Below are 23,918 nucleotides of genomic sequence, written 5' to 3'. Positions count from 1 at the left end.
GCGTGCATATTATATGCGCGCTTACTAATGCGCAACGGGCAGCTCACGAGCGGCTGCGCAGACGGGGCTTGTGCTCCATCGCCGAGAGGCCCTTCCAGGCGAGGTTGACCAGGTGGGCGGCCACCTCGTCCTTCTTCGGCCTGCGCACCTCGAGCCACCACTGCCCGGTCAGCGCCACCATCCCGACCAGCGCCTGCGCGTACAGCGCGGCGAGCTTGCGGTCGTAGCCCTGCCGGGCGAAGTGCAGCCCGAGGATGTGCTCGACCTGCGAGGCGATGTCGTTCAGCAACGACGAGAACGTGCCGGAAGACGACGCGACGGGCGAGTCGCGCACCAGGATGCGGAACCCGTCCGTCGAGTCGTCGATGTAGTCCAGCAGCGCGCAGGCTGCCCGTTCCAGCAGCTCGCGCGGGTGACTGCTGCCGTCGAGCGCCTCGACGATCTGGTCCATCAGGCGCTGCATCTCGCGGTCCACCACGACGGCGTAGATGCCTTCCTTGCCGCCGAAGTGCTCGTAGACAACGGGCTTCGAGACGCCGGCGCGGTGCGCGATCTCCTCGATCGAGGTGGCCTCGAAGCCCTTCTCGGCGAACAGGGCGCGGGAGACGTCCAGGAGCTGCTCTCGGCGTTCCTTGCCCGTCATCCTGACCCTGGTCACCCGAGTCAGCGTACGTTGGTCACTTTTTCACGGTGATCCTGGCCAGCCGCTGCTCGCTCGGCCAGCGCACGTTCCACGCCCAGCCGAACTTCTCGAACAGCCAGATCAGCCGGGCCGAGGTGTCGATCTGACCGCGCTTCACGCCGTGCCGCGCGGAGGTCGGGTCGGCGTGGTGCAGGTTGTGCCACGACTCGCCGAAGCTGAGGATCGCCAACGCCCAGACGTTCGCGGAACGGTCGCGCGCGGCGAACGGGCGGTCGCCGACCATGTGGCAGATGGAGTTGACCGACCACGTGACGTGGTGCAGGAACGCGACGCGGACGAGGCCCGCCCAGAAGAACGCCGTGACGCCGCCCCAGAACGACCACGTGATCAAGCCGCCGAGCACGGCGGGCGCGAGCAGCGAGATGGTCGTCCACAGCCAGAAGAGCTTGTCGATCTTGACGAGGTCCTCGTCCGCCATCAGGTCGGGCGCGAACCGCTTGTGGTTGGTCTTGTCGCGGTCGAAGAGCCACCCCATGTGGGCGTGCCAGAAGCCCTTGGCGATCGCGGCGGGGCCGGTTCCGAAGAGCCACGGCGAGTGCGGGTCGCCCTCGCGGTCGGAGAACGCGTGGTGCCGGCGGTGGTCGGCCACCCAGTCGATGACCGGGCCCTGCAACGCCATCGAGCCCGCGATCGCCAGCGCGATCTTCAGGCCCCGCTTGGCCTTGAAGGAGCCGTGCGTGAAGTACCGGTGGTAACCGATCGTCACGCCGAGGCCGGAGAGGTAGTAGAAGGCGACGAAGAGGGCCAAGTCGACCCAGCCGAGGCCCCACCCCCACGCGAAGGGGACGGCCGCGAGCAGTGCGAGGAAGGGAACGATGACGAACACGTAGACGCCGAGTTGTTCGGCATGTCCGCGTTGCCCGTCGATCAACGGCTTGGGGCCCTGGTCGGTGGACCGGTCCATCGTCGTGGTCATACGGATACCTCTGGGGGGTTGAGGGGCTTACCTACGCAACCGTAACTTACGGAAGCGTAAGTTGGGCCCACCTGCTTCGCCAGACCTCGCCTGGAAACTCAGAGCCTGTTCCGGAATCGAGACCCGGACCCGGCATCATCGAGAGATGGCCAGACGCAAGATCATCCGGATCACCGTGACCTCGCTCCTCGTGCTGCTCGTGCTGGTCACGGTCGCTCTGGGCGGGATCGGCTGGTACTACAGCGGCGAACTGCTCGAACCGGAGGAAGTGCCGCAGCGCTACCCGGAGACCGCGCTCGGCGTGGACGACAAGAACGTCGTGCTCGCCGAATCCAAGCTCACGCTGCAACGGGGCACCTTCGGCATCGTCTGGCCTGGCGGCGCCGCGAAGGTCGGCGACGTCGCGACGACCAAGGACGGGCGCGTCGAACGTCCGCTGCTGGACGGCACCGCACCGCCTGAGGGCACCAAGGTCCGCATCGAGACCGACGTCTACGAAGGCAACCCCAGAACCACGCTGGGTCTGGTGTACAGCGAGGTCAGGGTGCCTGCCGAGCTCGGGGAGATGCCCGCGTGGCTCGTCCCCGCGTCGAGCAACGACACGTGGGTGATCACCGTGCACGGGCGGGGCGCCTCCCGCGAAGAAGCCCTGCGCGTGGTTCCTCAGCTGCATAGTGCGGGATTGCCCGTTTTGCTGATCACCTACCGCAACGACGCAGGAGCGCCCGCCTCACCGGACGGCCTCTACCACCTCGGCGACACCGAATGGCACGACGTCGAGGCCGCGATCAAGTACGCGCAAAGCCAGGGCGCGCGCAAGGTCGTGCTCTACGGCTGGTCGATGGGCGGCGCGATCGTCGGCCAGACGCTGGCCCGGTCCAGCCTCGCGGCGGCGGTCAGCGGCGTAGTGCTCGACTCCCCCGTCACCAACTGGACGCAGACGCTGAACCTGCAGGCGGAGAACCGCGGCGTGCCGACCTGGCTCACGCCGGTCGCCGAGCTGGTGTCGGGCTGGCGGGCCGGCATCGACTTCGACCGGTTCGACCTCGTCCGCAGCCCGCCCGCGCTGAAGCCGCCGACTCTGCTCTTCCACGGCACCGCCGACGGCACCGTGCCGACCCAGTCGTCACGTGACCTGGCGACCGCGGCGAGGAGTCTCGGGTGGCCGCTGCAGTACGTCGAGATCCCCGGCGCGGACCACACGTCGGGGTGGAATGTGGCGACCGACACGTACCGGGACGCGCTCGCGGACTTCCTGACCAGGTCAATCGGCGCCCAGCCGTGATCTTGAACTGAGCCGGATGAGTGGTGGTTGGACAAGAGGAGGACCACTCGTGACAACATGTGCGCAGGACGGGTGCGCGCCCGCCCGTTCCGCCATGGTGTAAAGGCAGCACCTCGGATTTTGGTTCCGATGGTCCAGGTTCGAATCCTGGTGGCGGAGCAAACCCCTGGGCACGGGGTGTCTTGTGCGGTCTTTGGGAGGTGCGAAGCTGCCCGAGGAAACGGTCGACGAGCAGGGCAACGTGGGCCACCGCCACCACGAGATGTCCGACGCGTGGCTGGTGGGCCGCGCGAGCGAGCTTGTCGCCGTGGCCCAGAGCAGTCACCTCGCCGCACAGCTCGACGCGGCGTCCGAGATCGACCACATCCTCGCCGAGGCGCAGGGCCGTGGTGAGCCCCGCATCGTCGCGCAGCTGCTCAGAGCCGCGGCCGTGGTCCGGCTGGTGACGCCTGGGCTCGTCGACATGTCCGACCCCCAGCTCGACGAGATGCTCAGCCACTGCCGCCGCCACGGCCTGATCGTGCTGGAGGCGGACGCACGGGCGCTGCGCGGCCGCCGGTTCCTGCTGGGCAACGCCGAGGACAAGGCGCTGACCGAGATCGCGGCGGCGCTCGCGATGATGCTCGACGAGGAACCAGAGACCGACCCCGTCTTCGACAAGCGGATCTGGGACCAGCTGCTCGCCACGACGCTGCAGGACATCGCACTCGTGCTGACCCAGCTCGGCGTTTACGAGATGGCGGACGACGTGCTGGCGGGCGCGAACAACGCGTTGCGCGAGAGCGGCCAGCCGCACCAGATCTACGTGCACCTCGTGAACAGGGCCCGGCTGCGGATCGGCTGGGGCCTGCGGCTCGAACGGGTGAACCTGTTCGACGCCGCGCACGAGCAGTTCAAGGTCGCCTCCGGGCTCGCAGAGGCCGCCGAGGTGCCGTTCCGGCAGTCGCTGCACCCCGGCCGGCGCGACCTCGACGCCGCCGAGCAGGTGCCGATCCTCGGTGCCGCCCACGCGTTGACCAGCCCCAGCCAGGACCACCTCGACCGGCTCTGGTCGTTACGCGGCCTGTCGATGTACGCGCGGGAACTGATCATCGTCGCGATCGCGCTGGCCAGGTGCCTCGTCGAGGCGAACCGGCTGGACGACGCGCTCAAGGTGCTCGACGACACGCGCACGCAGATGGAGCACGACACCTCGGAGCCGTCGCTGGTGCTGTCGCTGGAGCGGGAGTACGCGCACCTCTCCGGTCCGCACACGACGTCGGCGCTGCAGGCCTACAACGCGGCGCTGGAGTTGGAGCTGTGGCAGATGCGGGAGTCCCGCGTGGCCACGTTGCAGACGCGGCGCGAACACGAACGGCTGACGCGCGCTCACGGTGCGATCGCGCAGCAGGCGTTGCAGGACCCGTTGACAGGGCTGCCCAACCGCCGCGCGCTCGACGACAAGATGAGCGAGCTCATCGCCGGTCAGGTCGACCCGTTCTCCATCGCGCTGGTGGACCTCGACGGCTTCAAGGGCGTCAACGACCGGCATTCACATGCCGAGGGTGATGATGTTCTTCGGGTGATTGCCAGCACACTCCGGCAGGCCCTGCGCGGCGACGACATGGTGGCCCGCTACGGCGGCGACGAGTTCGTGGTGCTGCTGCCGGGTGCCCCTCTGCACGCCGCGGAAGCAGCGCTCGGCAGGGCCGTGGATGCCGTGGCAGGCTTGCCAATCGACCTCTCCAGGGGCGTCACGCTGTCGGTCGGCGTCATCTCGTTGCGCCCGCGCGAAACCGCGAACCAGGCCCTGTCCCGGGCCGACTCGGCGATGTACGTCGCGAAGCGTCAGGGTGGCTGCCAGGTTGCGGCTGTGGCGGGGGAGCCCTCCGCGGAGGCTTAGGCTGGTCCGCGGACTTGGAACCACCCAGCCTGTTAGGGAGAGCATTGATGCTCGAGGGCCCTGTCAGCACGGTCGTGCTCGCCGCCGGGGAAGGCACCCGCATGCGGTCGTCCACGCCGAAGGTGCTGCACCGGATCGCCGGACGTTCACTCGTCGAACACGCGGTGCGCGCGGCGGCGGGCACAGATCCCGACCACCTGGCCGTGGTCGTCGGCCACGGCCGTGAAGCCGTCAGCGAGCATCTGGAAGGTCTGGCCGAGGCGCTCGGCCGCAAGGTCACCGTCGCGGTGCAGGCGGAGCAGAAGGGCACCGGCCACGCGGTCTCGTGCGGCCTGGCCGAGCTGCCGCACGACCTGACCGGCACGGTGATCGTGAGCTACGGCGACGTGCCGCTGCTCGACACCCAGACGTTCAAGGCGCTCCTCGCCGAGCACGCCTCGGCCGGCAACGCGGTGACCGTCCTGACGGCCGTGGTGGAGAACCCCACCGGTTACGGCCGCATCGTGCGCTCCAGTGACGGCACGGTCCAGCGGATCGTGGAGCAGAAGGACGCGTCCGACACCGAGCAGCTGATCACCGAGATCAACTCCGGCGTCTACGCGTTCGACGCCGCCGTCCTGCGCGACGGCCTCTCGCGCCTGTCCACCGACAACGCGCAGGGCGAGCTCTACCTGACCGACGTGCTGGGCATCGCCCGCGGCGACGGCCGTCGCGTGGGCGCGCTGATCGCGTCCGACCCGTGGCTCGTCGAGGGCATCAACGACCGCGTGCAGCTCGCGGCCGTCGGCGCCGAGATGAACCGCAGGATCGTCGAGGGCCTGATGCGCTCCGGCGTCACGTTCGTCGACCCGTCCTCCGCCTGGGTGGACGCGGACGTGCGGATCGGCCAGGACGCCCTGATCGAGCCGAACGTGCAGCTCCGCGCGGGCACGGTCATCGGCGCGGGCGCCGTGGTCGGCCCGGACACCACCCTGTCCAACGTGACCGTCGGCGACGGCGCCTCCGTCGTGCGCACCCACGGCAGCGACTCGGTGATCGGTGCCAAGGCCTCGGTCGGCCCGTTCGCCTACCTGCGCCCCGGCACGTCCCTGGGCGTGAAGGGCAAGATCGGCACGTTCGTCGAGACCAAGAACTCCACGATCGGCGAGGGTTCGAAGGTCCCCCACCTCTCCTACATCGGCGACGCCACGATCGGCGATCACAGCAACATCGGCGCAGCATCGGTAACCGTCAACTACGACGGCGTCAACAAGCACCGCACGATCGTCGGTTCCTACTGCCGGACCGGCTCGGACAACATGTTCGTGGCCCCGGTGACCGTGGGCGACGGCGCCTACACGGGCGCGGGCACCGTCCTGCGCCGCAACGTCCCACCGGGCGCGCTCGCCGTGTCCGGCGGCCCACAGCGCAACCTCGAAGGCTGGGTCCTCAGCCGACGTGAAGGAACCGCCGCGGCTCAGGCAGCGGCAGCAGCCCTCGCTGGCCAGAATGACGAGAAGACAGAGGAGGGCTGACCGTGAACCCCCAGATGCCCGGCACGCCGAAGAAGAATCTGATGCTCTTCGGCGGACGTGCCTACCCGGAGCTGACCGAAGAGGTCGCGAAGCACCTCAACGTCACGGTGACCCCGCAGCAGGCCTACGACTTCGCCAACGGCGAGATCTTCGTCCGCTTCGAGGAGTCCGTGCGCGGCTGCGACGCCTTCGTCATCCAGTCCCACACCAACCCCATCAACCAGTGGCTGATGGAACAGCTGATCATGGTCGACGCCCTGAAGCGCGCCTCGGCCAAGCGCATCACCGTGATCATGCCGTTCTACCCGTACAGCCGCCAGGACAAGAAGCACCGCGGCCGCGAGCCCATCTCCGCCCGCCTGGTGGCCGACCTCTTCAAGACCGCGGGCGCCGACCGCCTCGTCTCGGTCGACCTGCACACCGCCCAGATCCAGGGCTTCTTCGACGGCCCGGTCGACCACCTGTGGGCCATGCCCCTCCTGGCCGACCACATCCGCGGCAAGTACGCGGGCCACGAGATCACCGTCGTCTCCCCCGACTCCGGCCGCACCAAGCTGGCCGAGAAGTGGGCCGACACCCTGGGCGGCGCCCCGATCGCGTTCATCCACAAGACCCGCGACCCGCTCCGCCCCAACGAGGTGGTGTCGAACCGCGTCGTGGGCAAGGTCGAGGGCCGCCTCTGCATCGTGATCGACGACATGGTCGACACCGGCGGCACCATCGCGGGCGCCGTGAAGCAGTTGCTCAGCGAAGGCGCCTCCGACGTGGTGATCGCCGCCACGCACGGCATCCTGTCCGGCCCGGCCACCCAGCGCCTGCAGGACTCCGGCGCCCGCGAGGTCGTGTTCACCGACACGCTGCCGATCCCGGCTGAGAAGCGTTTCCCGCAGATGACGGTCCTCTCCATCGCACCGCTCCTGGCCCGCGTGATCCAGGAAGTGTTCGAGGACGGCTCGGTCACGTCGCTGTTCGACGGCAACGCCTGACCAGCCCTTCCCGCTCTGTAACGCGGGGGCTCCGCGTTTCCCCGGAGGAAACGCGAGGCCCCCGCGTTCCGTCTCTCCCCACCGCACGCCCCCTGCTTCGGCTGCCGCACGCGGGGCCCCCGCGTCCTCTCCTGGAGTACGAAAGCTCCCCGCGTACTGTGCAGCAGACCCCGGTTGGCACCCTGAACGCCCGCTCACCTACACTGGTCGGGTTGCCTCGGCGAGGGCGAGCCTTCATCGGCTCGGCGTGATCGACGCGGTGGCTTGATGCCGCGCGTGTTGACGTCCCGCGCTGCTCGCCGCCGCAGGCCACCACCCCAAAGCTGAACCGCTGAAACTTGTGCACCGCCCCGACGTACAAGGCCAGACTTGTAAGGAGAGCCCCACCGTGTCCGAGGTCCGTCTCGCCGCTGAGCAGCGCACTGAATTCGGCAAGGGCGCCGCCCGCCGTACCCGTCGCGCCGGCAAGATCCCCGCGGTGCTCTACGGCCACGGTTCCGACCCGAAGCACCTGGCCCTGCCGGCGCTCGAGTTCGCCCGTGTTGTCCGCGAGCACGGTCAGAACGCCGTCCTCACCCTCGCCCTCGACGGCGGGAGCGAGCTGGCGCTCACGAAGACCGTCACCACGCACCCCATCAAGAACTACATCGAGCACGTCGACCTGCTGCTCGTCCAGCGCGGCGAGAAGGTCACCGTCGACGTCCCGGTCGTGCTGACCGGTGAGGCCGCCTCCGGCACGCTCGTGACGCAGGACGCCACCACGATCACGGTCGAGGCCGAGGCGCTGCACATCCCGGAGCAGATCGAGTTCTCGATCGAGGGCAAGGAGGCCGGCACCCAGATCCACGCCGGTGACCTGGTTCTGCCGTCCGGCGTCTCGCTGTCCACCGACGCCGAGGCCCTGATCGTCGCCGTGAACGAGGCGCCGTCCGCCTCGCAGCTCGAGGGCGAAGAGGCCGCGCCGGCCGCCGAGGCGACCGAGGAAAGCTGAGCCCCATCACGTCGGGCCGGTCAGACGGCGCGCCACCCCCTCACGAGGGGGGCGGCGCGCCGTTCCCATACCTGCGCCCGACCGAGATCCGGGCCAAGACCTTCCGCCGCAAGCGGCAGGGTTACGACCCGGCTCAGGTGAACGAGTTCATGCTGATCGTCGCCGACGCCCTGGCCGGCCGCATGCGCCTGAACCCGGACCACGTGCGCACCGTCAGGTTCGCCACGGTCCCGAACGGCTACGACCCCCTGAGCGTCGACGGGGTCCTGCACCTCCTCGAGTTCCAGGTGCGCAACGGCATCGTGCCGCCGACAGGCCTGAACACCGGCGAGGACCTCTACGCGCGCAAGCTGCCGAAGACCGGCACCGGCTACGATCGCGCCGAAGTAGACGCCTTCCTCGCCCGCGCCGCGGCCAACCTGGACGGCCGGGGTGCCATGACCTCCACCGAGGTCCGCAACACCCGGTTCAGCACCACGTCCGGCCTGCTGGGCAAGGGGTACCAGGTGCAGGCCGTGGACGCGTTGCTGGACGATCTCGAGCAGGAGTTGCGGTTCCGTGGACGATGACCTCGCCCTCATTGTCGGCCTGGGCAACCCGGGCCCGAAGTACGAGGGCAACCGCCACAACATCGGCTTCCTGGTCCTCGACGAACTGGCCGCCCGCGTCGGCGGCAAGTTCAAGGCCCACAAGTCGGGCGCCGAGATCGTCGAGGGCCGCCTGTCCGGCCACCGCGTGGTGCTCGCCAAGCCCCGCAGCTTCATGAACCTCTCCGGCGGCCCGGTCTCGAGCGCCGTGAAGTTCTTCAAGCCCACCACCATCGTCGTGATCCACGACGAGCTGGACCTCCCGTTCGCCGCCATCCGCATGAAGCTCGGCGGCGGCGACAACGGCCACAACGGACTCCGCTCCATCACGAAGTCGTTGGGCACCAAGGACTACTACCGCGTCCGCTTCGGCGTGGACCGCCCGCCGGGCCGCCAGGACCCCGCCGACTACGTCCTCAAGGACTTCTCCACCGTCGAACGCAAGCAGCTCGCGCTGGAGATCGACCGGGCGGCGGACGCGACCGAGGCCCTCGTGACCAAGGGCCTGGAAGCCGCGCAAAACGCCTTCCACTGAGCCGTACGTCGAGATTTCCGTCGTCCGCGCACTCCCCCGCAGGAACGCGAGGGAGCTGCGCAAACGACTCGGTGAGTTCGACTAGACCAACGCGGCCGCCGCGGACCGGCGAAGCTTGCCCGACGGCGTCTTCGGCAACGTCCCCGGCGGCTGCACCACAACGGCGAACGGCCGCAACCCGACCGCGTCCACGACCCGCGCCGTCACTTCTTTCACCAGCGTCTTCTCGGCCTCGGCATCCCCGGCGAGCTTCGACTCCAGCACGACGGCGAACCGCTCCCGCTGCGTCCCCGCGTCCAACCGCACGGCAACCGCGTTCCCGGCCCGCACACCGTCCACCGAGCAGGCGGCACGTTCCACATCGGTCGGATAGATGTTCCGCCCGCCCATGATGATGACGTCCTTGCGCCGCCCGCAGACGACGACCTGTCCGTCCTCCACCAGATATCCGATGTCCCCAGTGGACAGCCAGCCCTCGGCGTCCTGAGTGGCCAGAGGACCGTTCACCGTGAGGTAGCCGGGCGTGACGGCCTCACCACGGATCTGCAGCTCACCAACGTCCCGTACGCCAAGGACCTTGCCCGAGTCGTCCACGACCCGAAGCTCGAGGCCGGGCAGCGGCGGCCCGAGCAGCGGGAACGCCCGCCCGTCCGAAGCAGGCACGGCACGATGATCCGCCTCCACCGCATCGACGTCCACGACATCGACGGAAAGCCCCGTGAACAACGGCGCGAAAGCCACACCCAGCGTGGTCTCGGCCATACCGTATGCCGCCAGGATCGACTCGGGCCGCAACCCGAAGCGCGCTCCCGCGTCGACAAAAGCCTGCACAGCAGCCGGATCGATCGGCTCGGCACCGTTCAGCGCGAGCCGCATCGAGGACAGGTCGAACGAGTCCGACGACGACGCCAGACGACGGGCCACGATCGCGTAGGCGAAGTTCGGCGCAGCGGTGATCGTGCCGCGGTACCGGGTGATCAGGTCCGCCCACAACGTCGGCCGCGACAGGAAGTCGACAGGAGTGACCTTCACCAATTCCAGGCCGAACAGCATCGGCACGGTCAGGAACCCGACCATCCCCATGTCGTGGAACAGCGGCAGCCACGACACCATGACGTCAGAGGAAGGATCCAGAGCCGCGGCGACGCGCATGCCCTCGGCGTTCGCCATCAGATTGCGGTGTGTGATGCGCACCGCCTTCGGATCGGCGGTCGATCCACTCGTCAACTGCAGCAGTGCCGTGGCATCCTCGGGGGTGGGAACAGGGTGAGTGATCGGCTCACCGTCGAGCTCGGAGAGTTTGCGGTACGGGATGCCGTGCTGGTCCAGAACAGAGGCCAGGGCGTCGAACGGGCTGCCGAGCAGCACCAGGCGAGAGTCGATCATGGCGAGCACCCGCAGCGTGTCCTCGGCCCACTCGGCCAGGTCGGTGCGTGGTGTGGGTTGATGCAACATCGTGACGCTGCCACCACACAGCCAGGCTGCCTGCGCGGCTGGGGCGATCACGGCAGGTTCGGCGGCGAGCACCGCGATCGCGGTGCCCGGTGCCACGTCGAGCGCGCCGGCCATCCGCCGGGCGTGTTCGTGCACCTCGGCCCACGTCCGGCGAACGGGCGCGGCGGGTTCACCCGTCGTCATGCCCCTGTCCCGGCCGTTGGTGGCCGTCGCCAGCATCACATCCACGAACTGACTCATGTTCGCGATCGTAGTGGCGCCCTTTGGTCCATCAGGACGAAACGTTATGCCACGCGAAACGCGATACTCCCCAGTACAGGTACGCAGGAGGAGGTCATTGGTGGATCGGGGCGGCCCCGGAGCGCAACATCGTCTACCCGCGCATCCGGCACCTCTGCTGTCCGCGCAGGACGTGGCCTCGGTCGCGTTCCACCGTCCCCCGAGGGGCGCGCGCGGGTACGACGCGGCTGAGGTGGACGCATTTCTCGACCGTGTCGAGGACACCATGCGCAGCAGGGACATCCTGACGCGCGAGGACGTGCTCAACGTCAAGTTCAGCACGGCGACCCGGGATCCGGGCTACGACGTGAACGAGGTCAACGTCTTCATGGAGCTCGTGGCCGACACGTTGCGATCCACTCCGCAACGCCGGCAGGCCGCGGCACCGGCTCAGGGCGCGCACGCCACGTCGCAGGCGCTGAGACCGGCGGTGCGACTGTCCCCCGACGACGTCGCCGCCGTGCGCTTCCACAAGCCCAGACCGGGGACGCGCGGCTACCACGAGGGCCAGATCGACGCCTTCCTCGACCGCATCGAGGCGACGCTGCGCGGTCAGGACAACCTGACTGCCCAGCAGATCCAGGACGCGGTGTTCGGCGAGACCGCGCCGGGCACCTTCGGGTACGACGAGGAGGACGTCGACACGTTCCTCGACCTCGTCGTCCTCATGTTCGAGACGGCGCCGCCGCCGACCAGGACGCCGCCGACCACGCAGCTGCCGCAGCAACAGCAGCGACCCCAGCAACGCCGTCCACAACCGCCGCCACGGCCCCAGCAGCAGCCTCCGGCACAGAAGCCCGCGACCCCGCGCGCCGTCGAGGCACCGAAGCTCACCGCCGCGGACATCCGCAACGTGGCGTTCCACCGCCCTCCCCGCGGCCGCCGCGGCTACCAGGAGTCACAGGTGGACGCGTTCCTCGACCGCATCGAGGCGACGCTGCTCGGCCAGGACAACCTGACCTCCAAGGACGTACGCGACGTCAGGTTCTCCCGTCCGCTGATCGGACGACGCGGCTACGACGAGACCGAGGTGGACTCGTTCCTCGCCCGCGTCGAGCAGCAGCTCTCCGGGCCGATGCGCAGCATTCCCCCGGTCCGGTCGTGGAAGGACCTGCGCCAGCTGCGCATTCCGCAGGCGGCGTCCGGCCAGCGCGGCTACCGCACCGCGCAGGTCGACAGGATGCTCGAGGAGATCGGCGTCGCGCTCGACGGCATGCTCGGGGCAACCTCGGAAGAGGTCATGAAGGCACGCTTCAGCTACGCGTTGCTGTCCGGGCAGGGCTACGACACGTCGTTCATCGACGAACTGCTGCCCATGCTCGCCAACGAACTGCGCCGCCGGGGCAAGTAGCTACCCCTCGACGACCTCGGCCGCGGCCATCCAGGCGGCCTCGACGTCGGTCTCTTCCGCCAGCACGGCACGGAGTTCGGCGTCGAGCTTCAGCAGCCTGTCGGGATCGGTCGCGGCCTCGGCGAGCGCGGCGTGCAGCTCGGCTTCCTTCTTGTGCAGCACCTCCAGGCGCCGCTCCAGCCGTGCCAGCTCCTTGCGTGCCGCTCGCTGGTCGGCGGCGTTCGACGGCGCCTTCTCCACGGCGGGGGCGGCGGCGGTTTCCCTGTCGCGCAACGAATCCCGGCGCTTGAGGTACTCCTCGATCCCGCCGGGCAGGTCGGTCAGCTTGCCGTCGCCGAACAACGCCACGACCTTGTCGCACACGCGCTCGACGAGGTAGCGGTCGTGCGAGATCACGACGAGGGTGCCAGGCCACGAGTCGAGCAGATCTTCCAGCTGCTGCAACGTGTCGATGTCCAGGTCGTTCGTCGGCTCGTCGAGCAGCAGCACGTTCGGCTCCGCCATCAGCAGCCGGCACAGCTGCAACCGCCGCCGCTCGCCACCGGACAGGTCCGACACCGGCGTCCACTGCTTCTGCGACGAGAACCCGAACCGCTCGCCCAGCTGCGAGGCCGACATCTCGTACTTGCCGAGCACGACGCGCCGCGCGACCTCCTCGATCGCCTCCAGCACGCGCATCGACCCGTCGAGGTCGAGCAGCTCCTGCGAGAGATGCGCGATCTTCACGGTCTGGCCCTGGATCCGCTTGCCCGTCTCGGGTTCGCGCTCCCCCGCGAGCAACCGCAGCAACGTCGTCTTGCCGGAACCGTTGACGCCGACCAGACCGATCCGCTCACCAGGCCCGATGCGCCACGTCAGGTCGCGCACGAGCACACGGTCCGGAATGGACAGTGTCGCGTCTTCGAGCTCGATCACCGTGCGGCCCAGGCGCTTCTTGGCGAACGCGAGCAGCTCGACCGTGTCGCGCGGCGCCGGAACGTCCGCGATCAGCGCCTCGGCGGCCTCGATCCGGTAGCGCGGCTTCGAGGTGCGGGCGGGCGCGCCACGACGCAGCCACGCGAGTTCCTTGCGCGCCAGGTTCTGCCGCTTCTCCTCCGCGGCGTCCGCGAGCCGCTGCCGCTCGGCGCGCGCGAAGATCCAGTCGGCGTAGCCGCCCTCGTACTGCTCGACCTTGCCCTGCACGACTTCCCACGTGCGGTTGCAGACCGTGTCGAGGAACCACCTGTCGTGCGTCACGACGACGAGCGCGCACTTGCGGGCCAGCAGGTGCTCCGCGAGCCAGCGCACACCCTCGACGTCCAGGTGGTTCGTCGGCTCGTCCAGCACGATGAGTTCGAGGTCCTGAATCAGCGCGGCCGCGAGTGCGACCCGGCGCCGCTCGCCACCGGACATCGTGGAGACCACGGAGTCCAGGCCCAGAGCCGTGATCCCGAGTCCGTCCAAAATGGACCGGACGCGGGCGTCGGCCGCCCACTCGTGCTCGGCGTCGAAGCCGAGCGGGTCGATCACCGCGTTGCGCACGGTCGAGCCGTCCGGCAGCTCGGTCCGCTGCGTCACGACGGCCATCCGCAGATCGCGTGACCGCGACACCCGGCCGTCGTCGGCGGGTTCCACCCCGGCCAGCACCTCGAGCAGCGTCGTCTTGCCGCCGCCGTTCAGTCCGACGACACCGATCCGGTCGCCCTCGTTGACGCCGAGCGACACGCCGTCGAGCAGCGGCCGGACGCCGAATGACTTCGACACGGACTCCAGGTTGACCAGGTTGGCCATCAAAACCTCACGACTAGGAAGAAACTGCCTGCTGAAGGCTACCTACGCGTGCACTTCAGGCGGAGTGGGCTTCGGCTCTTCGGTCGTGATCACGCGCGCACCGGGCACCGGCCCGTGCGCCACGCGCACCGTCCGGCACACGCCGGCACCGGCCAGCTCCGCGGCCACGCGCACCGCCGTGTCGCCGTCCTCGCACAGGAACGCCGTCGTGGGCCCCGAACCGGACACGATGCCGGCCAGCGCGCCCGCGTCGACACCGGCGCGTAGCGTCCGGCGCAGGTTCGGCCGCAGCGAGACCGCGGCGGCCTGCAGGTCGTTGCCCAGCAGCAGCGCCAGCTGACGCGGATCGCCCGAGGACAAACCCTCCAGCACCGCCTCGACCGGGCCGACGCGCGGCGGGTCGCCCTCGGAGCGCAGGCGGTCCAGCTCGTCGAACACGTCCGGAGTGGACAGTCCGCGCCGGTCGAACGCCAGCACCCAGTGGAACTGGTGCCGCCCCAGCACCGGCACGATCCGCTCGCCGCGGCCGGTGCCCAGTGCGGTGGCTCCGTACAGCGCGAACGGCACGTCCGCGCCCAGTTTGCCGGCCAGCTCGGCCAGCTCGTCGCGGCTGATCTCCAGCCGCCACAACGACGACAGGCCCACGAGCGTGGCGGCCGCGTCGGCGCTGCCGCCCGCCATGCCGCCCGCGACCGGGATGGCCTTGCGGATGACGACCCGGACCTTCGGGTCGTCCGGGTCCTTGCCCACGTGCGCCGCGAGCAGCCTGACGGCACGCCAGGCGAGGTTGGAGGCTCCCGTGGGTACCTGGTCGGCGCCCTCGCCGTGGACCTCGACGCCTGGCTCGTCGGCCACCGCGACGGTGACCTCGTCGACCAGCGACAGCGCCTGGAAGATCGTCACCAGGTCGTGGTAGCCGTCCGGGCGCACGTCACCGACGGCCAGGTGCAGGTTGACCTTGGCCGGGACGCGGACGGTGACCGGAGGTGGAACGACTGCGAGCACCATGTCAGCCTACGGGCGTTCTGGGGTCGTGGACTCCTCCCCCGGTCACCGGTGATCTCACACCGGGACGACGGAACCGTTGTAGGTCTGCTTGATGTAGTCCTTGACCTGCTGCGATCCGAGCAGCTCCGCCAGGTCGCGGATGCGCTTGTCGTCCTTCAGCTCGGTCCTGGTGACCAGGCCGTTGGCGTTCGGGTTGCCCTCGGCCTTCTCCAGCGCGAGGGAGTCGGTGGCGGGCTTGAGACCAGCGTCGATCGCGTAGTTGCCGTTGATCACCGACGCGTCGGTGTCCTCCAGCGAGCGCGGTAGCTGAGCGGCCTCCAGCGGCACGAATTGCAGGTTCTTGGGGTTCTCCGCGACGTCGCGGATGGTGGGCGCGTCGACGGCCTTGAGCTTGATCAGGCCGTTGGCCTCCAGCAGCTTCAGGCCGCGGGTCTCGTTCGTGGCGTCGTTGGCCAGTGCGACCTTGGCGTTCTGCGGCAACTCGTCCAGCTTCTTGGCCTTTTTGGAGTAGAGACCGAGTGGCTCGACGTGGACGGGCGCGACCCACTCGACCTTGGCGCCGCTCTCCTTGGTGAACGTCTGCAGGTACGGGACGGTCTGGAAGTAGTTGGCGTCGAGCGAGCCGTCGACCAGCGCCGTGTTCGGCTGCACGTAGTCGGTGAACTCGACGACCTCGATCTTCAGCCCCTTCTGCGCGGCCAGCTTGTCGGCCACGAACTTGAGGATCTGCGCGTGCGGGACCGGCGAGACGCCGACCTTCAGCGTGTCCGAAGCGGACGCACCACCGGCAGAGCAAGCAGACAAAGCAGTCAAAGCGACCGCGATCAGGGCAGCCTTAATACGCATTTCGTTCCTTTTGAGAGTTTCTGCCAGCGGCAGGTTCAAGTACGCGGGGAGCTTTCGTACTCTCCTGGAGTACGCGGGGGCCCCGCGTGCGGAAAGGTCAGACTGAGGCGTGCCGGCGCCGGTCGGACGCACGGGCGGCACGGGTGAAACCGAGCTGGATCAGCGTCGTGAGCACGGCGAGCCACGCCACGGTGCTCCACAGGATCCGGTCGTTGAAGCGCTGGTAGCCCTCGCGGATCGCCAGGTCACCGAGGCCGCCGCCGCCGATCACGCCCGCCATCGCGGAGTACCCGATCAAGGCGATCACGGTGACGCCGATGGCGTTGATCAGCGCGGGCAACGACTCGCGGATCAGCACGCTTCGCACGATCCTGAGCGTCGAGGCGCCCGTCGTGACCGCGGCCTCGACCACGGTCACGTGCACCTCGGACAGGATGTTCTGCACGAGCCGCCCGACGAACGGGATCGCACCCACGGCCAACGGCACGATGACCGCCGTGCTGCCGATGGATCCGCCGACGATGAGGCGGGTGACCGACGTGAGGGCGACGAGCAGCACGATGAACGGCATCGAGCGGCCCAGGTCGGTGATGAAGCCGAGAACGCGGTGCGCCGCGGGGTTCGGCCGCAGCCCGCCCTTGGCGGTGAGCTGCAGCCAAACCCCGAGGGGAACTCCGAAAGCTGTGGCGATCACGGTGGAAACGCCGACCATGTACAGCGTTTCCCCGGTGGCCTCGACGAGATAGCCGACAACGTCGGGCCAGGGTGTAGCAGACCTCACGCAGCTACTCCCTGCGGCCCCTTCAGGGACCTCTGCACAGCGCCACCGGCCTCGCCGATCCACTCCAGTGCGGAGTCGGACCGCTCACCGTTCAGGCCGAGCCGGAACCGCGCGACGGGCGTCTCCCCGAGGCGCGTGAGGCCACCACCGACGATGTTCAGCTCGACACCGAACCGGTGCGAGGCCTCGGGCAGCAGCGCGCCGACCGCGGCGAACCCGACGAGCACGACGTCCGCGACGCGGTCGTAGCTGCTCTCGTTGATCGGGTTCAGGTCGACGGCGGGCAGGAGGGCACTGCTCGTGCGGCTGCCGGCCTCGCCCACGAGGTCGAGGACCTTGCCGTGCTCGACGACGCGGCCCTGCTCCAGCACGGCGACGTCATCGCAGATCTTGCGGACCACGCCCATGTCGTGCGTGACGACGAGGACGGTCACACCCAGCTCAGCGCGCGCACGGTCGAGAACCGTGAGCACGGAACCGGTGGTCTCGGGGTCGAGCGCACTCGTGGGCTCGTCAGCGAGGAGAACGGACGGGTTCGCGGCGAGCGCACGCGCCACGGCGATGCGCTGACGCTGCCCGCCGGACAGCTGGTCGGGGTAGGCAGCGGCCTTGTCGGTCAGCCCGACGAGGTCCAGCAGCTCGCCCACGCGGCTGCGGCGCTGCGGTCCCGGCACGCCCGCGCTTTCCAGCGGCAGGGCGATGTTGCCGGCGGCGGTGCGCTGCCGGAGAAGGGAATCCCCTTGCGGCACAACGCCGATCTGCCTACGGGCGGCCCGCAGAGCCGACCCGTCCAGCGCGGTGATGTCCGTGCCGTCGACCCGGATGGCCCCGGAGTCGGGACGCTCGAGCAGCGCAACGCAGCGCGCGAGCGTCGACTTGCCGGCCCCGCTCGGGCCGACGACGCCGAGCACGGTGCCCGCCTCGACGTCGAGGGTCACGCCGTTCAGGGCGCTGACACCCTGGAAGGACTTGGTGAGGTTTTCGACAGTGATCACTTCTGCTCCACGGCTGCGCGCGACGACACACTCGCCTCGTGGGCGGTGCGCGGTCGAAGTTCTGCTCAGGTGTGTGCGCCACTCGTTGGTCGAGCGCGCGTCAAAGGACTTGGAGAAGGCGCCTTAGACGAGGTGGCGACGACATGCAGAAGCGGTGCGACGGCACTGGTCGACGACTCGCCGGCGCGTCAGCATTCGCGTGGTACCCATGTGATCCTCCATCGGTCCTGGCGTTAGCACCTGCCCGCATCCAGCGGGTGGTTGCTGCGACGTCAAAGAGCCAGGTCTCTCGGTCGCTCCGGATGGCATCTAGCAGTCAACCGGACGCACGTTCGGTTGCGCAAGCCAGAATCCGGATCGTTCGACAGATCACACTGTTGGCCGATGGATCCCCGGCCTAGACCTCCGCGATCCGAATGAAGTCGATCACGCTCAACTGCTCACCCCTCGCCTGCGGGTCGATGCCCGCCTTGTGGAGCAGCTCGTCGACGTTGACGTTCTCGCTTCCCGCCCAGCCCTTGAGGGCCGCCCTGAGGGTTTTGCGGCGTTGCGCGAAGGCGGCGTCGATGATCGTGAACAGCCTCGCCTTGTCCACTGTGGACAGTGGGTTTTCGTGGCGGTGGAAGGACACCAGACCTGAGTCCACATTGGGAGCGGGCCAGAAGACGTTCCTGCCCACCGGGCCCGCCTTCTTCGCTTCCGCGTACCAGGCGAGCTTCACGCTGGGGACGCCGTAGATCTTGCTGCCCGGTTTTGCGGCCATCCTGTCCGCCACCTCTGCCTGGACCATGACCAGGCCCTTCTTGAGGGTCGGCAGTTCGTTCAGGAGGTGGAGGACCACCGGGACGGCGACGTTGTACGGGAGGTTGGCGACGATCGCGGTCGGGGCTGCCGCCAGGTCGTCACTGGTGACCCTCATGGCGTCCTTGAGGACCACGTGCAGCTTGTCCGCGTTTTCCGGGTCCAGCTCGCGGGCGGTTTGCGGGAGGCGCTTCGCCAGTGGGGGGTCGATCTCGACTGCTACGACCCGTTTGGCGTTCGGGAGCAGGGCGAGAGTCAGGGAGCCGAGGCCTGGGCCTACCTCCAGGACCGTGTCGTCTGGGGTCAGGTCGGCCGCGGCGACGATCTTGCGGACCGTGTTGGGGTCGTGCACGAAGTTCTGGCCCAGTTTCTTGGTTGGGCGGATGCCTAGTTCTTCGGCTAGACGGCGGACTTCGGCTGGTCCCAGCAGGCTCACTCTTGGATTCTCGCAGGTTGGGGTTGGGGGTGGGTGGCTTGGGGTTGTGGGGGCGCGCAGGTTGGATGCGCGGGTTGCGTTGGCGGGTTCCTGGTGGCACCGCGGTGGTCCGGTTTGGTGGGTGGGTGCCAGTTCCGACGGAGGGGGTCGGTGGTGCGGGTTCGGTTGCGTTCCAGCGTGGTTGCGCGGGCCTGGACGAGCGCTGGTTTCGACGCTCCGCATCGCGCTCGGGCGGACTCCTGCCGTCCTCCGAGTGTCAGACCTGCCGCGTACGTTGGGTCGCGGGGGAACCGAAATCGCAGGGGACCCTTGCGCCAGCCTGCGCGGTGTTGCGGTGGCGGGTGCTTGGCGCCCCCGCCTGTGCCCGCGTACGACGGAGGCCGCCCCTGGCTGACCAGGAGCGGCCTCGTCGAGAGCGGAGGATGCCGGTTTACGGCAGGCCCAGCTTGGCGCGGCAGGCCGGCCAGGCCGAGTAGGTGCCGCCGCGGCCGTCGCGGAGCTTGGTGGCGATGGCGATCTGCTGTTCGCGGGTGGCCTGGTGGGGCAGGGCGGCGTAGGCGGTGCCGCCGTAGGAGCGCCAGGTGCCCGCGTCGAACTGAAGGCCGCCGTAGTAGCCGTTGCCCGTGTTGATGGCCCAGTTGCCGCCTGCCTCGCACTGGGCGAGGCGGTCCCAGGTGGCGCCGTCGGGAAGGGGCTTGGTGCCTACGGTGATCTTCTTGGGCTTCGGCTCCTTGGTGACCTTGCCGCCGATCTTCTCGCGGCTGATCTCCTTGCCGTTCTTCACGGTCACGCGGTAGGTCGAGATCTGCTCGCCGGCCTCGCCAGGGTCGGTGACCTTTTGCTCGCCCGCGTTCATGTTCGGGTCGTTGGTCTTCTCGACGGGCGGGGCTACCGGCTCGTTCACGTTGATGACCGTGACGCCGGTGCGGGAGATGTAGACCTCGGCGCCCGTGGCGAGCTTCACGTCGGTGCCGGAGGCGACTGCGTCCTCCGGGCCGAGGGAGAGGTTCTCGTTCTTCAGGAGCTCGTCGACCGTGACGGCGGTGGTCTGGACCTCGCGGGCCGGGTTGGCGCCGTCGAAGAGCTTGATGTTCTTGCGGGTCTTGATCTCGAGGTTCATGCCCTCGAGGGGGATGTCCTTGTTGCCCGGCGCGGAGAACCAGGCGCCCTCGGTCGGGACGCCTGCCTGGCGAGCGGCTTCCTCGACGGTGACGGAGCGGACCCAGTCCTCGCGGGCCTGGCCGTCCACGCTCATCTTCACGAGGCGGCCGCGGTCGAGGGTGATCTTGCCGCCGTCGGAGATCGGGGTGTTCAGCGACGGGGACAGGGCGTCGTGCTCACCGACGACGATGCCTTCCTCCGCCAGGACCTCGCCGACCGTGCCCTCGTAGGAGTGGACGGTCTGGAGGGCGCCGTCGACGTCGACCGTCAGCGACTTGTCCATCGCCATGGCGGTGACGCCGCCGCCGGAGATCGAGACCAGAACCGCGGCGACCGCGCCCTTGAGGAAGCGGCGCTTCCAGGACGAGACGGCCGTGACGAGGAGCTGCGGGTCCTCCTTCTCCTCTTCCTCCGACGGGAGGACGAGGGGCGGCATGATCGTCGTCTCGGCGTTGATGAGCCGGATCAGCTCGTCGACGTCGACGTTGGCCGTGGCGAGAAGGTCGTCGGCGTCCGGGCCGAGCACCTCGAGCACGTCCGCGGGCGTGATGGTCAGCGCACCGGCGGGAAAGCTCGGGTGAGGGTCGGCGACAGCGGTGGCCGTTGCCATCCCGACCGGGGTGAACCAGTCGGTGTCCTCGTTGAAGTCGTACGGAGCGGCAGTTCTGTCGCTACCAGACACTGGGTCGATACCTCCATTGCGGAAGCTTTGAGGCCACCGCACAGTTGGCGTTGACAAGATCATTCGAGGGTTGAGCTCGAAGGTTCCCGGCAACTCCTCCTACGTGGTCTCGCTTCTTCGCGCTTCTGGCTTCGGTCCCGCCCCGACTGCGGGCGTGCCCCTAACCGACAAGGTCGGCTTCGGTGGCACGGTCACGGGACAGTAACGGGGTCGCGGACGTTGCGCAAACATCCGCGCCAAAGTTGTGACCTCAGTCACCCCATAGGGGTAGGAACCCTTTGCTCCGTTCGTCTTACATCGCATCTCAGTAGTCGAGTCCGAACACTCGTTGAGCATTACGGGTGACGGCAGCGCAGAGTTCAGAAAGATCTTCGCCACGCAGTGTGGCCAGATCGCGAACTGTGTAATTCACACAATAGGGTTCGTTTGGCCGCCCCCTGAACGGATGCGGCGTCAGGAACGGCGCGTCGGTCTCCACCAAGAGCTGATCTTGGGGCACCAACCGGGCCGCCTCCCGCAGCGCGCGGGCGTTCTTGAACGTCACCGGCCCCGCGAACGACAGCACGTAGCCCGCGTCGACGCACCGCCGGGCGAAGTCCGCGTCGCCGGAGAAGCAGTGGAAGACCACAGTGGACGGTGCACCCTCGGACGACAACACCTTCAGGATGTCCTCGTGCGCGTCGCGGTCGTGGATCATCAACGGCTTCCCGACGCGCTTGGAAAGGTCGATGTGCCAACGGAAAGCCTCGTGCTGGGCAGCCGGCGGCGAGTAGTCCCAGTAGTAGTCCAGACCGGTCTCGCCGATCGCCACGACACGATCGAAAGACGCGAGCCGTTCGAGCTCCGCCTTCTCGTGATCACCGAAACTGGAGGTGCGGGTCGGATGCACGGCGACCGCGGCGTAGACCCGCGAGTCCCAAGTGGACGCTTCAGCCGCCCACTGCGCGGCGGCCAGGTCGTCGGCCACGGTGATCACGTGCGAGACGCCGGCCGCGTTGGCCCGGTCCAGGAGCTCGCCCACCCCAGCAGCGTCCGTGGCGCCGCACGCGTCGAGGTGCGTGTGAGCGTCGATCACCGGTGCCGGAAGAGCTTCCGGCACCGGCGGTCGTTCCCGGTTGTCCGCCACTAGTCGGTCACGATCGGAGCCCACTCGGGCCCGATCTCACCCAGCTTCGGGTCGAGCTTCGCGAACAACGGCGACGGCTTGCCCAAAGGCCGGCCGACCTCGATCGGCGTCGACTCCCAGCGAGCCTGCTCACCGGCGTAGTCACCGGTCAGCACCGGGTACTCGCGCTCGGGGATGTCCAGGTCGGTGACCTCGGTGATCTCCGGCTGCGCGGCCCACACGCCCGTGCCGCCCAGCGCCTCGTGCACCTTCTGCGCCGAGTGCGGCAGGAACGGCGTCATCAGCGTGTTCGCGTCCTGCACGACCTGCAACGCGGTGTGCAGCACCGAGTCGCGGCGGTCCGGGTCGTCCTTGAGCTTCCACGGTTCCTGGTCGGACAGGTACTTGTTCGCCGCGGAGATCACGCGCATGGCCTCGCCGGAGGCCTGCTTGAACCGCGAGCGACGCAGGTGCGCGCCGACCGTGTCGAACGCCGCCTTCGACTGCGCGAGCAGCTCGTGGTCGGCGGGAGTCAGCGCAGTCGCCTTCGGGATCGCGCCCACGTTCTTGTGCGCCATCGAGACCGAGCGGTTGACCAGGTTGCCCCACTCGTTCGCCAGCTCGAAGTTCGTCCGGCGGACGAACTCCTCCCAGGTGAAGTCGGTGTCCTGGTTCTCGGGACCCGCGACGGAGATGAAGTACCGCAGCGCGTCCGGCCCGAACTCCTTCAGGAAGTCGCCGACGTAGATCACGGTGCCGCGCGAGGTGGAGAACTTCGAGCCGCTCATCGTCAGGTACTCCGACGACACGACCTCGGTCGGCAGGTTCAGCGTGCCGAACCGGCCGGGCTCGCCGCCCTTGTCGCCCGCGCCGTTCTGACCGAGCAGCAGCGACGGCCAGATCAGCGAGTGGAAGACGATGTTGTCCTTGCCCATGAAGTAGTAGCCCTGGGCGTCACCCGTCCAGAACTCCTTCCAGGCGTCGGCGTCGCCGGACCGCCGCGCCCACTCGACGGACGCGCTCAAGTAGCCGATGACCGCGTCGAACCACACGTAGAACCGCTTCATCGGCTGGTCGCTCCACCCGTCGAGCGGGATCGGCACACCCCAGTCGAGGTCGCGGGTGATCGCGCGCGGCCGCAGGTCGGAGATCAGGTTCTGCGAGAACTTGAGCACGTTGGGACGCCACTCGGTGCGCGTGCCCATCCAGCTGCCCAGCGACTCGATGAACGACGGCAGGTCGAGGAACAGGTGCTCGGTCTCGACGAACTTCGGCGTCTCCCCGTTGATCCGCGAGCGCGGGTTCTTCAGGTCGATCGGGTCGAGCTGGTTGCCGCAGTTGTCGCACTGGTCACCGCGCGCGCCGTCGTACCCGCAGATCGGGCAGGTGCCCTCGATGAAGCGGTCGGGCAGCGTCCTGCCGGTCGACGGGCTGATGGCGCCCATCTCCGTCTTCGGGATGACGTAGCCGTTCTTCCACAGCGCGGAGAACAGGTCCTGCACGACCTGGTAGTGGTTGCCGGTGGTCGTGCGGGTGAATAGGTCGTAGGAGAGGCCGAGGCCCTGGAGGTCGGTGGCGATGACGCGGTTGTACTTGTCGGCGAGCTCGCGGGCGGTGAGCCCTTCCTTCTCGGCCTGCACCTGGATGGGTGTGCCGTGCTCGTCCGTGCCGCTGACCATGAGCACCCGGTGTCCGGACATTCGCATGTAGCGGGAGAAGACGTCGGACGGGACACCGAAACCGGAGACATGACCGATGTGCCGGGGGCCATTGGCGTAAGGCCAGGCCACCGCGGTCAGTACGGAGGCACTCATGCACATAGCCTACGGAGGCGGTGCCAGGCAGTTTT

The 23,918-nt window shown here is 68.7% G+C and carries 20 protein-coding genes, 1 tRNA gene and 1 riboswitch; of the genes, 9 read left to right on the top strand and 12 right to left on the bottom strand.

All coding sequences use genetic code 11. The features are described 5' to 3' along the window. Positions 1-43: 43 nt before the first annotated feature. Together JOD27_RS10815 and JOD27_RS10810 are read right to left on the bottom strand one after the other, a co-directional pair. Entirely contained in the window at positions 44-643 is a 600-nt protein-coding gene (locus tag JOD27_RS10815; RefSeq protein WP_204762081.1) for a TetR/AcrR family transcriptional regulator, read from the bottom strand. Between the two features lie 34 nt (positions 644-677). Beyond that, positions 678-1,619: an acyl-CoA desaturase gene (locus JOD27_RS10810; protein WP_204761948.1), complete on the bottom strand. Its 942-nt coding sequence runs from the start codon at positions 1,617-1,619 to the stop codon at positions 678-680. Between the two features lie 145 nt (positions 1,620-1,764). Between JOD27_RS10810 and JOD27_RS10805 the strand changes: the two genes are divergently transcribed. From JOD27_RS10805 to pth, 8 genes are all read left to right on the top strand, one after another. Next, positions 1,765-2,904, top strand: a complete 1,140-nt coding sequence (locus JOD27_RS10805) for an alpha/beta hydrolase family protein (RefSeq protein ID WP_204761947.1) — start codon at positions 1,765-1,767, stop codon at positions 2,902-2,904. Positions 2,905-2,992: 88 nt separating this feature from the next. Beyond that, a tRNA-Gln gene (locus tag JOD27_RS10800) sits at positions 2,993-3,063 on the top strand. 25 nt (positions 3,064-3,088) lie between these two features. After that, positions 3,089-4,786, top strand: coding sequence for a GGDEF domain-containing protein (locus JOD27_RS10795; protein WP_307830059.1), 1,698 nt, complete (start codon positions 3,089-3,091; stop codon positions 4,784-4,786). A 47-nt stretch (positions 4,787-4,833) separates the two neighbouring features. Continuing rightward, a complete protein-coding gene (gene glmU / locus JOD27_RS10790; RefSeq protein ID WP_204761946.1) occupies positions 4,834-6,300 on the top strand; it encodes a bifunctional UDP-N-acetylglucosamine diphosphorylase/glucosamine-1-phosphate N-acetyltransferase GlmU in 1,467 nt (488 codons plus the stop codon). Positions 6,301-6,314: 14 nt separating this feature from the next. Next, positions 6,315-7,286: a ribose-phosphate diphosphokinase gene (locus JOD27_RS10785; protein ID WP_204762079.1), complete on the top strand. Its 972-nt coding sequence runs from the start codon at positions 6,315-6,317 to the stop codon at positions 7,284-7,286. A gap of 388 nt (positions 7,287-7,674) precedes the next feature. After that, positions 7,675-8,277: a 50S ribosomal protein L25/general stress protein Ctc gene (locus tag JOD27_RS10780; protein WP_204761945.1), complete on the top strand. Its 603-nt coding sequence runs from the start codon at positions 7,675-7,677 to the stop codon at positions 8,275-8,277. Positions 8,278-8,282: 5 nt separating this feature from the next. Further along, a complete protein-coding gene (locus JOD27_RS10775; protein WP_307830072.1) occupies positions 8,283-8,846 on the top strand; it encodes a DivIVA domain-containing protein in 564 nt (187 codons plus the stop codon). Beyond that, complete coding sequence (gene pth / locus JOD27_RS10770; RefSeq protein ID WP_204761944.1) at positions 8,836-9,399, top strand: aminoacyl-tRNA hydrolase; 564 nt, start codon at positions 8,836-8,838, stop codon at positions 9,397-9,399. The genes JOD27_RS10775 and pth overlap by 11 nt, the downstream gene beginning before the upstream one ends. Before the next feature lie 81 nt (positions 9,400-9,480). On the opposite strand, the gene JOD27_RS10765 is transcribed toward pth, so the two are convergent. Next, positions 9,481-11,094 (bottom strand): fatty acyl-AMP ligase, encoded by a 1,614-nt coding sequence (locus JOD27_RS10765; protein ID WP_204761943.1) that lies wholly within the window; start codon positions 11,092-11,094, stop codon positions 9,481-9,483. A gap of 100 nt (positions 11,095-11,194) precedes the next feature. Between JOD27_RS10765 and JOD27_RS45925 the strand changes: the two genes are divergently transcribed. After that, positions 11,195-12,484: a DivIVA domain-containing protein gene (locus JOD27_RS45925; RefSeq protein WP_307830058.1), complete on the top strand. Its 1,290-nt coding sequence runs from the start codon at positions 11,195-11,197 to the stop codon at positions 12,482-12,484. Here JOD27_RS45925 and JOD27_RS10740 read toward each other — a convergent pair whose 3' ends face one another. The 9 genes from JOD27_RS10740 to metG form a co-directional block, all read right to left on the bottom strand. Then, positions 12,485-14,254, bottom strand: a complete 1,770-nt coding sequence (locus JOD27_RS10740) for an ABC-F family ATP-binding cassette domain-containing protein (RefSeq protein WP_204761942.1) — start codon at positions 14,252-14,254, stop codon at positions 12,485-12,487. A 42-nt stretch (positions 14,255-14,296) separates the two neighbouring features. After that, positions 14,297-15,262: a 4-(cytidine 5'-diphospho)-2-C-methyl-D-erythritol kinase gene (locus JOD27_RS10735; RefSeq protein WP_204761941.1), complete on the bottom strand. Its 966-nt coding sequence runs from the start codon at positions 15,260-15,262 to the stop codon at positions 14,297-14,299. Between the two features lie 54 nt (positions 15,263-15,316). Further along, complete coding sequence (locus JOD27_RS10730; RefSeq protein WP_204761940.1) at positions 15,317-16,108, bottom strand: MetQ/NlpA family ABC transporter substrate-binding protein; 792 nt, start codon at positions 16,106-16,108, stop codon at positions 15,317-15,319. Between the two features lie 97 nt (positions 16,109-16,205). Next, positions 16,206-16,889 (bottom strand): methionine ABC transporter permease, encoded by a 684-nt coding sequence (locus JOD27_RS10725; RefSeq protein WP_204761939.1) that lies wholly within the window; start codon positions 16,887-16,889, stop codon positions 16,206-16,208. Next, positions 16,886-17,884, bottom strand: coding sequence for a methionine ABC transporter ATP-binding protein (locus JOD27_RS10720; protein WP_204761938.1), 999 nt, complete (start codon positions 17,882-17,884; stop codon positions 16,886-16,888). The genes JOD27_RS10725 and JOD27_RS10720 overlap by 4 nt, the downstream gene beginning before the upstream one ends. Positions 17,885-18,099: 215 nt before the next feature. After that, a riboswitch (SAM riboswitch) is annotated at positions 18,100-18,193 on the bottom strand. 88 nt (positions 18,194-18,281) lie between these two features. Beyond that, the gene (gene rsmA, locus JOD27_RS10715) at positions 18,282-19,115 is read right to left on the bottom strand and encodes a 16S rRNA (adenine(1518)-N(6)/adenine(1519)-N(6))-dimethyltransferase RsmA (protein ID WP_239566926.1); all 834 of its coding nucleotides are present in this window, start codon (positions 19,113-19,115) and stop codon (positions 18,282-18,284) included. 436 nt (positions 19,116-19,551) lie between these two features. Next, positions 19,552-20,964: a resuscitation-promoting factor gene (locus JOD27_RS45920; protein ID WP_307830057.1), complete on the bottom strand. Its 1,413-nt coding sequence runs from the start codon at positions 20,962-20,964 to the stop codon at positions 19,552-19,554. Between the two features lie 304 nt (positions 20,965-21,268). Further along, entirely contained in the window at positions 21,269-22,090 is an 822-nt protein-coding gene (locus tag JOD27_RS10705) for a TatD family hydrolase (protein ID WP_204761936.1), read from the bottom strand. Continuing rightward, a complete protein-coding gene (gene metG, locus JOD27_RS10700) occupies positions 22,090-23,883 on the bottom strand; it encodes a methionine--tRNA ligase (protein WP_204761935.1) in 1,794 nt (597 codons plus the stop codon). The genes JOD27_RS10705 and metG overlap by 1 nt, the downstream gene beginning before the upstream one ends. Between the last annotated feature and the right edge of the window lie 35 nt (positions 23,884-23,918).

The sequence above is a fragment of the Lentzea nigeriaca genome (genome assembly GCF_016907955.1).
In the GTDB taxonomy this organism is placed as follows: Bacteria; Actinomycetota; Actinomycetes; order Mycobacteriales; family Pseudonocardiaceae; genus Lentzea; species Lentzea nigeriaca.
This window is presented reverse-complemented; position numbering and strand designations above follow the sequence as displayed.

Bases quoted from the DNA above. Each gene is read 5' to 3' on its own strand.
- JOD27_RS10815 (WP_204762081.1), bottom strand. From the start codon at position 643: ATGACGGGCAAGGAACGCCGAGAGCAGCTCCTGGACGTCTCCCGCGCC.
- JOD27_RS10810 (WP_204761948.1), bottom strand. From the start codon at position 1,619: ATGACCACGACGATGGACCGGTCCACCGACCAGGGCCCCAAGCCGTTG.
- JOD27_RS10805 (WP_204761947.1), top strand. From the start codon at position 1,765: ATGGCCAGACGCAAGATCATCCGGATCACCGTGACCTCGCTCCTCGTG.
- glmU (WP_204761946.1), top strand. From the start codon at position 4,834: ATGCTCGAGGGCCCTGTCAGCACGGTCGTGCTCGCCGCCGGGGAAGGC.
- JOD27_RS10785 (WP_204762079.1), top strand. From the start codon at position 6,315: ATGCCCGGCACGCCGAAGAAGAATCTGATGCTCTTCGGCGGACGTGCC.
- JOD27_RS10765 (WP_204761943.1), bottom strand. From the start codon at position 11,094: ATGAGTCAGTTCGTGGATGTGATGCTGGCGACGGCCACCAACGGCCGG.
- JOD27_RS10740 (WP_204761942.1), bottom strand. From the start codon at position 14,254: ATGGCCAACCTGGTCAACCTGGAGTCCGTGTCGAAGTCATTCGGCGTC.
- JOD27_RS10735 (WP_204761941.1), bottom strand. From the start codon at position 15,262: ATGGTGCTCGCAGTCGTTCCACCTCCGGTCACCGTCCGCGTCCCGGCC.
- JOD27_RS10730 (WP_204761940.1), bottom strand. From the start codon at position 16,108: ATGCGTATTAAGGCTGCCCTGATCGCGGTCGCTTTGACTGCTTTGTCT.
- metG (WP_204761935.1), bottom strand. From the start codon at position 23,883: ATGAGTGCCTCCGTACTGACCGCGGTGGCCTGGCCTTACGCCAATGGC.